We start from the raw sequence: 13,670 nt of genomic DNA on the forward strand, positions 1-13,670 counted from the left end.
CCCCCCTTATCAAAGAATCCACTGCCTTTACAACTATACGTGCCAGCCTCTTAAAAATGATAAAAAAGCTTCCTTCCGCATCTCGGAAGGAAGCTTTCAGTTACATGCTTCGTTTCATCCACACAACAGACTCCACGTGCGAGGTCCATGGGAACATATCGACCGGCGTAACCTCCACCGTCTTATAGCCACCGTCTTCGAGCGTGCGCAAGTCGCGCGCCAGCGTGGAAGGATTGCAGCTGACGTACACCACCCGCTCCGGCTGCATCTTCAGAATCGTATCCAGCAGCGCCGGGTCGCAGCCCTTACGCGGCGGGTCCACGACGATAACGTCGGGAATAATTCCCTCTTCGCGCCAGCGCGGGATGACCACTTCCGCCGGACCTGCCTCGAACGAAGCGTTGCCGATGCCGTTCAGCTCCGCATTACGCTTCGCGTCCTCGATCGCCTCCGGCACAATCTCTACGCCGTAGACTCGGCCCGCCTTCCGTGCGAGGAACAGAGAGATCGTTCCGATGCCGCAATAAGCGTCGATAACGGACTCCTTGCCCGTCAGCTGCGCATAATCAACCGCGGTCCGGTAGAGCTCTACCGTCTGCGCCGGATTTACCTGATAGAATGAACGCGCCGAGATCGCGAACCGGATACCGTCAAGCTCGTCATAGATAACCTCGCTGCCCCATAACACCCGCGTCTCGTCGCCAAAGATAACATTCGTATCGCGCGTGTTTACGTTCTGCACAATGCTTTTTACTTCCGGCAGCGCCGCGCGAATCCGTTCCACCCATTGCTCGGCTTGCGGCAGCTTGCGTCCGTTCGTCACAAGCACGACCATAATCTCGCCGCTTACAAAGCCTGTCCGCGTCATGACATGACGCAGCAGCCCTTGCCCGGTTTCCTCATTATAGGCGGAAACGCCAAGCTCGCGGCCGATCGCCTTCACAATCCGGACAACCTCATCGTTGCGGTCATGCTGAATATGGCATTCATCCGTATCGATAATGCGATGGCTGCCCTTGGCGTAAAAGCCTGCAACCAGCTCGCCGTCGCCCGCCGATGCCCCGACCGGCACCTGCGCCTTGTTGCGGTAGCGCCACGGATCGCTCATCCCTACCGTTGGATGAACGATAATTCCGGACGACGTCTCGCCTTCGCCGGCAATCCGCAGCTTCCCGATCCGCTCCAGCGCATCGACGACATGCTGCCGCTTCCAGTTCAGCTGCGCGGCATAGTCCATATGCTGGAGCTGGCAGCCGCCGCATTTGTCGTAAATGCCGCATACCGGAACAATGCGGTCCGCGCTTGCCTCCAGCAGCTCTTGTAAACGCGCGTAGCCGTATGCTTTTTTCACCTTCATCACTTTCGCCCGTACACGCTCGCCTGGCAATGCCCCCTGAATGAACAAGGTATAGCCGTCCGCCCGGCCAACCCCCTCGCCGTCATGGGTCAAACCAATGATGTCGACAACAACCTCATCGTTTTTTTGCACCGGCGCATCCACGGCTGCCTGCGAAGAAGCCCTTTCCGTTCCCCCGCTCCTCCGTCCGCCTTGCGTATGGCTTTTTCTATTTGAACCCGCATTATTACGCGTATGATTTCTATTCATCATTGCTCTCCGCTTCCTCATGCTATTATCCCTATAGTGTAATGCATCTGCATAAAGAAATAAACCTCCAACAACAGGCACCAGGCCTGCTATTAGAGGTTTATTCCAATTGCTGCTATCAGCGATTGCGATAGGAAGCTTCGCCATGCTCATCGGCAAAAATCTGCAGATGCGAAGGCAGCACCGAGAACGTAAACGGCAGCGTACCGCCGTATTCACCATCCAGGTTAATCTGCACATAACTTGGTGAAGTGACCTTCATCTTATTCGTACGGAAATGAATCACATGCGAGTCGTTCAGATGCTCGCCCCGAAGCGCCAGCGTAGCGATTCGGATAAATTCGGCCAGGTTGCATCTCCGGAGAAGCACGACGTCAAACAGCCCGTCATCCGGCTTCGCATCCGGCGCCAGCTTCTCGAAGCCGCCAACCGAATTGCTGTTGCAGATCAGGAAAAGCATAAATTCCTCGTGGAATTTGCCTACCCCATCCGCTTCGATAATCAGCTCCGTCGGGCTTAAGCGGGTCATCTTCTCTAAGCCTTTCAAATAATAAGCCAGCTGCCCGATCATCGTCTTCAGCTTAATCGGCACATCGTAGGTCAGCTCGGTCAGCGAGCCGCCACCCGCGATATTGATGAAATAACGCTCATTGGCTTGACCGACGTCAATCGGCCGCGTGTAATTCTGGATAATCAGATCGCACGCGTATTCCCAATGCTTCGGGATGCCCATCGCGCGGGCGAAATCATTCGTTGTTCCCAGCGGTAAAATGCCAAGAGGAGGCCGGTTAGGCTTATTGGCCATTCCGTTAATGACCTCATAGATGGTTCCGTCGCCGCCTGCCGCGATAATCAGATCATAATCCCGCTCGGCCGCATCCGCCGCGGCAATCGTTGCATCTCCCGCTCCAATCGTTGCGTGGCAGCTGGTCTCGATTCCTGCCTGATCCAGCTTCTGCAGAATATCCGGGAGACGACGCTTCATCTCTTCTCTTCCCGATGTCGGGTTGTAAATCAATCTTGCACGCTTCATCGATTAACCCACCATTTCTTTCAAAAAACGGTCATTTACCTGTCCTGAAGCCAAGCCGTCATACGCCGTTCCAGCCAACGCTCAATAGCCGGATGAGGCAGCATAGCCTGCCCGTTATACCGGTAATCCAGACCCTTCAACCGCGATGGAATGACCGTATTCGTAAAATAACCCTTGCTCAAAAATAAAGGAACGACGATTACCGCTTCATTTGGCCGCTCTTCTTGCAAAGCCCTCAAATGATCCGCCGCCTGGTCGGGCAGCAGCATCGCCGTAGCGGAGTGAGCGAATCCGCCCAGCTTCCGAAGCCGTTCCGCGAGCTGGTTCAGACCGTGCTGCCAGCGTTCATGGAAAACCTTTTCCCGGCTGCCATGCGCAATAAGCATAACCGTCTCTTCTTCAGGCTGAACGGACAGCGGCTTAATATTCGACAGCAGCAGCTCCGCTATATCGGGATCGTCGTCAATCGGCATGCCGTAATGAACCTTGGCATTAACTCTGAAGATTCCAAGATCGCCTTCAAGCTCGGCTACCGGCGGCAGGCCAAATGCCTGCCCGATCTCATCGACATGCGTGCTGCCGGACGAAAGGAACAAAGGAAGCACGAATAAATCCGTTACTCCCTGCTCTTCCAACGCATCTATGCCATCCTGAATCAAACGGCCTTCAACAATTTCGAGAAAAGAAGAATAGACCGGCACGCCTTGCACGCGCGGAGAGGCTGCCGCAGTGGCGACCGCCTCGTCAACCAGCCGAACCCATTCTGCTTCCCTCGAACCATGACTTATCACGAGAATGCCCGGCTTCATAGCACTATCTGCCTAAACGCTCTAAAGTCATTTTATACCCATCGTTGCCATAATTCAAACAGCGCTTAACCCGGGAAATCGTAGCCGTGCTGGCGCCTGTCTCTGCTTCGATTTGGTTGTATGTGCTGCCTTTGCCCAGCATGCGCGCAACTTCCAGACGCTGCGACAGCGACTGGATTTCGTTTACCGTGCACAGATCATCAAAAAAGATATAACATTCCTCGACGGATTTAAGGGTAAGAATCGCTTCGAATAATTGATCGATTGCTTTATCGTTCAGCTTCTTAAGCTGCATTGTCATCCACTCCTCAGGGGCGTGATTACACGCGCATTTCAGGCATTGTCATTAATGTCTAATGCTCACATTGTAGCTTTTTTAGGGGGTTTTTTCAAGCATTACCGTATTCACGCTTTACAGGACGGAAGAGCAGCCCGTAGGTAAATATCCGCATTATTTATATAAAAAAAGGGCATTCGTCCAATCGTCATGTTTGCCTATGCCATAGACTAATACCAAGAATACTTCCCTATACGGCATACGGGACCGGACCTGCGTGCAGGCTGATCCCCCATGTGGAAGCGGACGGAGTAGGGAAGACATTGTTCCATAAACTTTGAAAAAAGGTTGTGATCCGCGTGAATTACCGGAACTATCCTGGCGGGGGCGGACATTCGAACCCTCACCAGTATCCGCCGCACTCACCGCACAGCGGCCATCACCGGCGCGGCTATGCCCGTAACCAGACCAGTCAGGGATTTAACAGCTTCCAGAATCCTCTTGGCTTCGGTACGGACGGCGCCCCGATTCCACCTGCGCCTCCTGTCTTTTCGACGGAAGAGACTATTATACAACATGAGGAAAGCCTTCCCGTCGTCGTGCCGGCTACGGCGGCAGAATTGGTGGAGACGACAACACCGGCCAAAGCCGGCGGCTTTAGCATGCCAAGCTTGACCGAGATCAAAGGCTTTGTTGACCGGATTGGCGGACTGGATGGCATTCTGACCACGGTGGGCAAGGTTCAAAAGGTCGTATCCAGTGTGTCGCAGATGGCTCCTCTCGTCAAGGTCATTCTAGGCTCCTTCAAAAAGGACTCCGGCAGCGACGCGGCGGACGATGATATCGAAGTTGTGCCGAAGAAGCGCAAACGCCGCAGAAAACCAACAGGCTCCGCCGGCAGACGCCGCAAGCGGAAGCGGCAGCGTTAATTAGCAATGCCTACTGAACCACTCCGATTGCAGCTCCGGCTGCAGGCGGGGTGGTTTTTTTATTTGCCCGTTTGTCGAGTTATGCAAGATTAGTCCATGCTCCGCTATGACTATAGAACTAGCCGCATTGTCGAATCAACGCTTTCTGACGTTGGTTGTCAAATTCAACACTCGTTTTTGCACAGGCAGAGCTATATTTTGAACATAAATTTCATAATTTTGGAACTTTACTCCAAAAGACTCATGAGGATTTTCTTAACTTCCACTACAATCATTATAACCTTATAACTTTTAAAACAACTTTATCGCTGCAGCCATTGTACCCGATCCTTGTTTGCCCGATATAAGCTCCCCCCGAGTTTATATAAACAAATTATTAGGAGGTATGAATAATGACTGTATTACGATTATCGCGGCCTACTCCATTCAAGATCATGACGATTTGTGCTCTTCTCGTGCTTGCCGCCGTCTCCATGCTGTTCACGACGGCAAAAGCGTACTCGCATGGCTACGTGGAAGGACCGGCCAGCCGGGCAGCGCTGTGCAAAAGCGGAGCCAATACCGATTGCGGAGCAATCGTGTATGAGCCGCAAAGCCTGGAAGCCCCTAAAGGCTTCCCTGCAGCAGGACCTGCCGACGGCAAAATCGCAAGCGCGAACGGTGCTTTTCCCAAGCTGGATGAGCAATCCGCAACCCGCTGGTCGAAAGTGAACATTTCCTCGGGCACAAACACCTTCACCTGGAAGCTGACGGCCAATCATTCAACCGCAAGCTGGAAGTACTATATTACCAAGCCGACCTGGAACCCCAATGCCGCGCTTACCCGCGATTCCTTCGATCTGACGCCGTTCTGCTCCGTTGCTTATAACGGCGCGCAGCCGCCATTCTCCTACTCCAATACATGCAGCGTACCCGAACGAAGCGGCTACCATGTCATCCTCGCCGTGTGGGAAGTAGCCGATACGGCCAATGCTTTCTATAACGTCATCGACGTTAACTTTACCGGCTCGAATCCCGTCGACACAACGGCTCCTTCCGCCCCAGCTTCTCTTGCGGCAACCGCTACGGCAGCGACAACAGTAACCTTGTCCTGGAATGCTTCGACCGATAACGTTGGCGTAACGGGCTACAAAATTTATAGAGGCACTACGCTAGCCGGAACGGCCACGGGCACCAGCTATACCGTTACCGGCCTCACGGCAAGCACGGCCTATACGTTTACCGTAAAAGCGGTGGATGCCGCAGGCAACGAATCCGCCGCTAGCAACAGCCTGAGCATTACGACAACGGCGCCTCCGGCCGTCGATACATCGGCACCTACCGCACCGGGAGGACTTCATATCATGGGTACTCCAACCTCCTCCAGCATGATGCTGATGTGGAGTCCGTCTACCGATAACGTAGGGGTTACGGGCTACAAAATTTATAACGGGTCCACGCTAGTCGCAACGACCTCAGGTACCGCAACATCCTATACCGTTATAGGTCTTGCGGCGAGCACAACCTACAACTTCGCCGTATATGCCATCGATGCGGCCGGCAACCAATCGTCTGCCAGCACGGTCAGCGGCACAACGGCAGCGTCTACGGGCGCGCCTGCCTGGGCGCCAAATACGGCTTATGCGGTAGGAACCCTCGTTACGTATAACGGAGCTACTTATAAATGCCTTCAGGCTCATACTTCCCTCACCGGTTGGGAGCCTTCCAACGTACCTGCCCTGTGGCAGCTGCAATAAAGCTTCAATAAGAAAACAAAAAGTGCCGGGAACCATCCCCGGCACTTTTTGTTTTCTTCTTACATAAATACCGTATCAATTACCCAATACACGCCTGCCGCAAAAAGCGCCGTGATCGGAATTGTAATAAACCATGCGATAACGATTTTCCCGGCAAGCGACCAGCGTACGCTGGAGAAGCGTTTTGCGGAGCCTACGCCGAGAATCGAAGAGGTGATAACATGCGTTGTGCTGACAGGCAGCTCAAGCATCGTTGCCGACAGGATAACGCCCGCCGAGCCTACGTCTGCTGCAAAGCCGTTAATCGGCTCGATCTTGAAGATCTTCGTGCCCATCGTCTTAATGATCTTCCATCCGCCAATGGATGTACCTAGAGCCATCGCAAGCGCGGCGGACATCTTAACCCACAGCGGGACCTCGAAGTGATCCTGGATACCGCCTGCCACGAGCGCAAACGTAATGATACCCATCGCTTTCTGGGCGTCGTTTGTACCATGGGAGAACGACTGGAATGCCGCGGTCAGGATCTGTCCGAACCGGAAGCCCTTGTTCACCTGATGCGGGCTTGTCCTCGCGAAGATTAGCTTTAAGATCCACATGATAATAAAACCGGCCGTGAAAGCAATCAGCGGCGAGAAGATAAGCGCCTTAACGATATCGACAAACCCGTGTGCGTTAATGGCATCAAATCCCGCTCCCGAAGCTACCGCGCCGGCAAGCGAGCCGATCAAGGCATGCGAGGAAGAAGAAGGAATGCCGAACCACCAGGTAAGCAGATTCCAGGCAATCGCCGAGATTAAGGCCGCGATAACGATCTCTACCCCGTTGGACAAATCCGCCGGATTGGCAACGCCGCTGCCGATTTTTTTCGCAACGCCCGTAAACGTGATCGCACCGATAAAGTTCATGCACGCCGCCATAATAATGGCAACCCTTGGTTTCAGGGCACGGGTTGATACCGTCGTAGCGATCGCGTTCGCCGTATCGTGGAAACCGTTAATAAAATCGAAACCGAGCGCAAGTATGACAACCATCCATAATGTGATTGAATCCATTTGAATTGACTCCTACTCTCCGTGTAAGCTTAGCTGTTGCGCATAATGATCGATTCCAGCGTGTTCGCTACGTCTTCGCAGTAGTCGGTCGTTTGCTCCAACATTTCGTAGATTTCTTTCCGCTTCATCAGTTCAATCGGATCAGTCACATTCGTGAACAGGCTCTTGATACAAACGCGCAGCAGGTCATCCGCCTGGTTCTCCAGCTCGTTAAGCGCAATGTTAGGCTCGCGGATCGCCAGCAGCTTCTTGTCGGTAAGGAGATAGATCGCTTTCTTGATCTGGTTCGCGGAACGAAGCAGTATATCGCCAAACAGCGTTATGTACTCGTCTTTTTCCTGAATGTTGTACATTTCAAAGCGAGATGCGCATGCTTCGATGCCGTCAAGCACATCGTCGAGCGAACTTGTTAAAGCCATTATATCTTCCCGCTCAATGGGGGTAATGAACGTTTTGTTCAGTTCTTTCAGAATCGTATGAACGTACTGGTCGCCTTTGCTCTCATGCTCTTTCATGATTTTGGCGAACTGAGCGACATCCGACAGGTCCGAAACACCGTTTGCGAAATATTCGATTGCGTCAACCAGTGTATCCGCCATTTCTTCAAACGTCTTAAAGAAAATATCCTTTTTCTTAAACATCGTAATCCCCTTTACCCGACTGGATGGTTAGGCATCATTTCGAAATGAGCCCACAATATCTTAACACAGTTTACTTTATATTTGTTAAGGGAATGTAAAGGATTTATGAAAAGTTTTCGTTTTTGCAAAAAAAATATAAAAAGATGCGTTCCGCAAAGGAACGCACCGCTTCATTTCTTTTTGCGGACACCCTCTACACCTAGTTAGAGTGTGTCCGACTTGTCTATTTTTTACCCATAAATCACATGCTCGGCGAAAGTTGGCGTATTCGGAACGACCTGGAAGAACGTTTTCCCCGGTACAAAAGGAAGCTCTGCGCCATCCTTCATCAGCCTCACCATATTGTCGCTTGCGCGAACCCATTCGCATTCGACGACCTTGCCCTTCTGAAACAATAACGCCGAGCCTCCCGCATGAAGATCAACCGAAAGCCGTCCTACATCATCCAGCGTCTTGTGATTGGCGCCAAGCACAACCACGTTGGCCGCGCTCAGCTGCTCTCCGTTATTCAGGTCGGTATGCGGCTCATCATTGACGAGTCGTTTATACAAGCCGCTTGCCGCGTCATACTCATAGGAGACCTTGTAGTCCTTGAGCAGAAACTTGATCTGAATCGAGGACGCTGCCGCGCCCGAAGCGGTTGCGCCTTCTTCCGCAAAGGTGTAGGTCGGAACCGTCACATCGCTGCGGTACCCCTTCTTCTCGGCTCCTGCCCGAAGCTTATCCAGCTCGGAGTACAGATTATGGGGCGCCTTGCGGTCCTTGCTCCGCCAGAAATACGGACCCGCGTTCGAGATTTCGTCCAGATAAGGTTTATCCTGATGCTGCAAAATATCATAGGCGTCATTGCTGGCTCCCGAATGAGCCAGAATAGCGCCGTAGCTTTCCCCGATATCAATCAGGTACGGGCGAATGCTGCGGATTGGTCCAATCGCATCGGCACCCTTGTCCGTGCTTTGGAAGATCGCCACCAGCCGCGTAATGCCGCCTTCCGCGAGCACTTCCCATACCACATCGGCATTGGTAAGTCCGGATTGCGGACGCGCCGGCTTCAGATTGTTGACCATAACCGCAACGGGTCGCGCCGCCGCGTCCGTCTCCCGCTTCAGCCCCGTAAGAGGAGCCGTGAAAGAAAGCTCCGGCGTAGGCTCAGCCGACGGCGTAGCCTCCGGCTCTTCAGATAATGTCGGAGAAGGTGCTGCTTCTCCCGCATTTTTGCCTGAACCGCTGCTGCAAGCGGATATGAAAACAAGTAGAATAACCAAGCTGACCAACCATGCCCTGCGAATACGACTTCCCATGAGTTCCCCGCCTTTTAGTAGAGAATGATAGCGTTCGATATAACGATTACTATCATTTAAACATAAAAAGCGGGACATGTCTTCCTAAATACTCCAGTTATGCCATTCCTGCTGCTTCTTATCAAGCCCTTCCAGCCATTCGGAGGTCACGCGGATCGCTTCCTCCTGATGATGGCGGGTGGAGTACGTATGGTTCGCCTGGAAGATAATCTCCTTGTCGCATAACCCGTCGCTGCGCGTCCAGAATACCTTCTGGTACAGGAAGCTGTAATCGACCGGAATCAGATCATCGCTTGTGCCGTGGACAAGCAGTACTTCTCCGCCAAAGCGCGTTGCCGCTTGGAATGGCTGATGCTGCAGCAGCGATTCGAAAAATACCGGCTGAAGCGTAAAGCCCGCATAGTCCGTGCTGCCCTTCTGAACCGCCTCGTCATAACCTGCGCGTCCGACGATCCGGACAATATCATTAAACGGATACGCAACCGGAGACCACATAACAAGACGCTTCACGCGTTTATCCCGTACCGCCGTCATAAGCGCAACCGCGCCGCCAAGGCTGTGGCCAAGCAGAACGATTCGTCTTGGGTCCACGCAATCCATGCCGGCAATGTAATCAATCACCGTGCGGGTCTGGTCAATCATGCTTTCAAAGCCAAGCGCTCCGTAATCCCCGTTGCTCTCGCCGCAGCCGCCGTAATCAAACCGGATCACGTAAGAGCCTTGCGCCGCCAGCGCTCTTGCCGTCTTAACGAACAACCGGTCAACCCCTACGCGGCTTCCGATAAAGCCGTGGCAAATAATAATGGCCTGCTTCTTGGCATTGTCCTTCTGATGATCGCTCGGATAATGAAGCGTAGCGGTAAGCTCGAGCTCTTCATGACGCAGCAATAATTGTTTCTCCATAACGATAAGTCCTCCTGCGGTTCCATTCTTATTATCTATAATTCCTACCCGATTACTATGAATTGTATTGGGTTCATATTATCATCCTTACGAGGATGGTGTCAATACCGTTATTCTGTCCGAATGATGAGGGTTCACCACTATAAAATGCTCTTCGGGAGGAATAGTTGTGCGGCTCCTTGCTCAATCTATAATCAGTACATTAATGTCCAACCAAGGAGATGATTCCTATGCCGATGTGGATATCCTGGCTAACGGACCATTGGCTGACGGTTCTATTGCTCGCCGGCATCGTGGTTGCCGTCGTATATATCATCCTTGAACGCAGCCTGTTGTTCTACAAGGAGTAACCGGTCTTAAGAAAAAAAAAGACCTTCTTCCGCCCCGTTGGCTGGAAGAAGGTCTTTTTGCCGTCCGAAGAGCTTAGCCCTTCAGCGCTTTTGCCGCAATATCGGTACGGCTGTGCATGCCGTCGAAATGAATAACGCTAACCGCTTCGTAAGCACGGGCACGCGCTTCCGCAATGTCGCGGCCGCGGCCTACAACGCCAAGCACGCGTCCGCCGCTCGTTACGATCTTGCCGTCTTTCTCCGCCGTTCCCGCATGGAACACGAGCGCGCCTTGCGCTTCAGCCGCATCAAGGCCGGTAATCTCGCGGCCTTTCGGATACGAAGCCGGATAGCCTTCCGATGCAACGATAACGCAAACAGCCGCTTCGTCGCTCCATTCCAGCTCCAGCTGGTCCAGGCGACCGTTCAGGGACGCCAGAACGACGTCAACCAGCTCGGTCTTCAGGCGCGGCAGAACGACTTGCGTCTCAGGGTCGCCCATACGCGCGTTGAATTCAATCGTTTTGGGACCGTCCTTCGTAATCATCAGACCGGCGAACAATACGCCGCGGAACGGACGTCCTTCGCTCACCATCGCTTTCGCCGTTGGCTTGATGATGTTCTCGATCGACTCTTCGATGATGGCCTGATCGATATGAGGCAGAGGCGTATAGGTACCCATGCCGCCCGTGTTCGGGCCTTTGTCGTTATCGTATACCGGCTTATGGTCTTGCGCCGGTACCATCGCTTTAACCGTCTCGCCGTCTACAAATGCCAGGATGGACATCTCTTGGCCTTCCAGGAATTCCTCGATAACGATCTGGTTGCCGGCTTCGCCAAACACCTTGTCGACCATCGCTTCCTTCAACGCTTTCTCCGCTTCCTCCATGGAATACGCAACCGTTACGCCTTTGCCTGCTGCAAGGCCGTCCGCCTTGATAACGATTGGAACGGATTGCTCGCGCAAATAAGTTAGAGCCGGCTCGTAGCTCGTGAACGTCTCGTATTTCGCTGTAGGAATGTTGTATTTGCGGAGCAGATCCTTCATGAAGATTTTGCTGCCTTCAATTTCGGCTGCCGCTTTGTTCGGACCGTATACCGGAATGTTATGTGCTTCGAACGCATCTACGATACCCGCCGCCAGCGGATCGTCCGGACCGATAAAGACGAGGTCAATCGCCGCATCCTTCGCAAACTTCACAAGCTCGTCGAATTGGTTAACCGCAATCGGCACGCAATCGGCAATTTGCGCAATCCCCGCATTGCCCGGCGCGCAAAACACTTCCTTGACCTTCTCGCTTTTCTTCAGCGCCCAGACAATCGCATGCTCACGTCCGCCGCCGCCAACAACTAAAATTCTCATTGCTTCGATATACCCCCTGATATGATAGTGAGCGAATATAAATGCCTAATAGCGAAGCAGTCCTGCCGCCGCATGCCTTACCCGTGCACGCTGCGACAAGAAGCTCCGCTACCTTAAGCTTTGCTTATCCTAGTGTTTGAAATGGCGAACGCCCGTCATCACCATCGCGATGTTATGCGCATTCGCTGCGGCGATCGACTCTTCGTCCTTGATCGAGCCGCCGGTTTGGATGATTGCGGTGATGCCGTGTTTGGCGGCCAGCTCAACCGTATCGCCCATTGGGAAGAACGCATCGGAAGCGAGTACCGCTCCCGCAGCTTGCTCGCCCGCTTGCTCAATGGCAATACGCGCTGCGCCTACGCGGTTCATTTGACCTGCGCCTACGCCGATGGTCATGTTGTTTTTCGCCAGCAAAATCGCGTTCGATTTCACATGCTTCACGACTTTCCATCCGAACAGCAATTGCTTCAGTTCTTCTTCCGTCGGCTTGCGGTTCGTAACGAACTGCAGATCCGCTTCGGTCAGGCTGCGAACGTCGCTCTCTTGGACAAGCAAGCCGCCGTCAACCGTTGTCGACAGCCAGTCGGATTTGCGCTCAGCCGCGGAACCGGCCAGCTCGCCCAGCTTCAGAAGACGGATATTTTTCTTCTTCGTCAGCACTTCCAGCGCTTCAGGCGTGAAGTCCGGCGCAATGATGATTTCGAGGAAGATTTGGCTCAGCAGCTCGGCTGTTTCCGCGCCGATCGTACGGTTCGCCGCAACGATGCCGCCGAAGATCGAAGTAGGGTCGGCCGCGTATGCTTTTTGGTAGGCTTCATGGATATCTGCGCCAATGCCAACGCCGCATGGATTCATATGCTTCACGGCTACGCAGGCTGGCTCGTCGAATTCCTTGACGATCGCAAGCGCCGCGTTCGCGTCGTTAATGTTGTTGTAGGACAATTCTTTGCCGTGCAGCTGCTCAGCCGTTGTGATGTTGCCGACAGGAGCAAGCGGTTTGCTGTAGAACGCCGCTTTCTGATGCGGGTTCTCGCCGTAACGCAGATCCTGCACTTTCTCGTAAGTAACCGTGTAAGACTCAGGCAGCTCTTCGCCAACTTGCTTCGTCAGGTAGTCCGCGATCAGCGCATCGTAGGCTGCTGTGTGACGGAATACTTTTGCCGTCAGGCGTTTGCGCGTTTCCAGCGTGGTGTCGCCGCCGGCTTTAATTTCTTCGATAACGCCAGCATAATCGTTAGCATCCACAACTACCGTTACGAATGCATGGTTTTTCGCGGCCGAACGAAGCATAGTAGGACCGCCGATATCGATGTTCTCGATTGCGTCCTCATATTCCACGTTAGGGTTTGCGATGGTTTGCTTGAACGGATACAGGTTAACAACCACAAGGTCGATGTAGTCCAGGCCAAGCTCCTGCATAACCTTTTGATGCTCTTCATTGTCGCGGATCGCGAGAAGCCCGCTGTGAACCGCAGGATGAAGGGTTTTAACGCGGCCGTCCAAAATTTCCGGGAAGCCTGTTACGTCGGAAATGCCGATAACCGGAATGCCTTCCTTCTCCAGCAGGTTAAACGTACCGCCAGTCGAGATGATTTGCACGCCTTGAGCTGCCAGCTCACGAGAAAATTCAACAATGCCAGTCTTGTCCGATACACTAATTAACGCTCTACGAATTGCCACGCGATATT

The 13,670-nt window shown here is 53.1% G+C and carries 12 protein-coding genes; 2 read left to right on the forward strand and 10 right to left on the reverse strand.

All coding sequences use genetic code 11. The annotated features are described in order from the left end of the window. Positions 1 to 100: 100 nt before the first annotated feature. The 4 genes from rlmD to PGL01S_RS19365 all read right to left on the reverse strand — a co-directional run bounded on the left by rlmD (position 101) and on the right by PGL01S_RS19365 (position 3,743). A complete protein-coding gene (gene rlmD / locus PGL01S_RS19350) occupies positions 101 to 1,609 on the reverse strand; it encodes a 23S rRNA (uracil(1939)-C(5))-methyltransferase RlmD (RefSeq protein WP_244935659.1) in 1,509 nt (502 codons plus the stop codon). 115 nt (positions 1,610 to 1,724) lie between these two features. After that, on the reverse strand, positions 1,725 to 2,639 hold the full coding sequence (locus PGL01S_RS19355) for a diacylglycerol kinase (protein ID WP_127496231.1): 915 nt from the start codon (positions 2,637 to 2,639) through the stop codon (positions 1,725 to 1,727). A gap of 35 nt (positions 2,640 to 2,674) precedes the next feature. Next, on the reverse strand, positions 2,675 to 3,448 hold the full coding sequence (locus tag PGL01S_RS19360) for a sirohydrochlorin chelatase (RefSeq protein ID WP_127496232.1): 774 nt from the start codon (positions 3,446 to 3,448) through the stop codon (positions 2,675 to 2,677). Between the two features lie 4 nt (positions 3,449 to 3,452). Then, entirely contained in the window at positions 3,453 to 3,743 is a 291-nt protein-coding gene (locus PGL01S_RS19365) for a YerC/YecD family TrpR-related protein (RefSeq protein WP_015842506.1), read from the reverse strand. Between the two features lie 341 nt (positions 3,744 to 4,084). On the opposite strand from PGL01S_RS19365, the gene PGL01S_RS19370 reads away from it, so the two are divergent. Further along, on the forward strand, positions 4,085 to 4,654 hold the full coding sequence (locus tag PGL01S_RS19370; RefSeq protein ID WP_127496233.1) for a hypothetical protein: 570 nt from the start codon (positions 4,085 to 4,087) through the stop codon (positions 4,652 to 4,654). A 392-nt stretch (positions 4,655 to 5,046) separates the two neighbouring features. Next, positions 5,047 to 6,390 (forward strand): lytic polysaccharide monooxygenase, encoded by a 1,344-nt coding sequence (locus PGL01S_RS19375; RefSeq protein WP_127496234.1) that lies wholly within the window; start codon positions 5,047 to 5,049, stop codon positions 6,388 to 6,390. 59 nt (positions 6,391 to 6,449) lie between these two features. Here the strand turns inward: PGL01S_RS19375 and PGL01S_RS19380 are convergent, their stop codons facing one another. The 6 genes from PGL01S_RS19380 to purH all read right to left on the reverse strand — a co-directional run bounded on the left by PGL01S_RS19380 (position 6,450) and on the right by purH (position 13,662). After that, a complete protein-coding gene (locus PGL01S_RS19380) occupies positions 6,450 to 7,445 on the reverse strand; it encodes an inorganic phosphate transporter (protein WP_116394148.1) in 996 nt (331 codons plus the stop codon). 29 nt (positions 7,446 to 7,474) lie between these two features. Then, positions 7,475 to 8,086, reverse strand: coding sequence for a DUF47 domain-containing protein (locus PGL01S_RS19385; RefSeq protein WP_116394147.1), 612 nt, complete (start codon positions 8,084 to 8,086; stop codon positions 7,475 to 7,477). A 230-nt stretch (positions 8,087 to 8,316) separates the two neighbouring features. Then, positions 8,317 to 9,387, reverse strand: a complete 1,071-nt coding sequence (locus PGL01S_RS19390; RefSeq protein ID WP_127496235.1) for a DUF3048 domain-containing protein — start codon at positions 9,385 to 9,387, stop codon at positions 8,317 to 8,319. 84 nt (positions 9,388 to 9,471) lie between these two features. After that, positions 9,472 to 10,290 (reverse strand): alpha/beta hydrolase, encoded by an 819-nt coding sequence (locus PGL01S_RS19395; protein WP_127496236.1) that lies wholly within the window; start codon positions 10,288 to 10,290, stop codon positions 9,472 to 9,474. 423 nt (positions 10,291 to 10,713) lie between these two features. Next, complete coding sequence (purD, locus tag PGL01S_RS19400; protein ID WP_127496237.1) at positions 10,714 to 11,982, reverse strand: phosphoribosylamine--glycine ligase; 1,269 nt, start codon at positions 11,980 to 11,982, stop codon at positions 10,714 to 10,716. A gap of 129 nt (positions 11,983 to 12,111) precedes the next feature. Further along, positions 12,112 to 13,662, reverse strand: a complete 1,551-nt coding sequence (purH, locus tag PGL01S_RS19405; RefSeq protein WP_116394143.1) for a bifunctional phosphoribosylaminoimidazolecarboxamide formyltransferase/IMP cyclohydrolase — start codon at positions 13,660 to 13,662, stop codon at positions 12,112 to 12,114. Positions 13,663 to 13,670: the final 8 nt, after the last annotated feature.

Origin of the sequence: Paenibacillus glycanilyticus NBRC 16618 (assembly GCF_004000805.1) — a bacterium.
GTDB lineage: Bacteria > Bacillota > Bacilli > Paenibacillales > Paenibacillaceae > Pristimantibacillus > Pristimantibacillus glycanilyticus.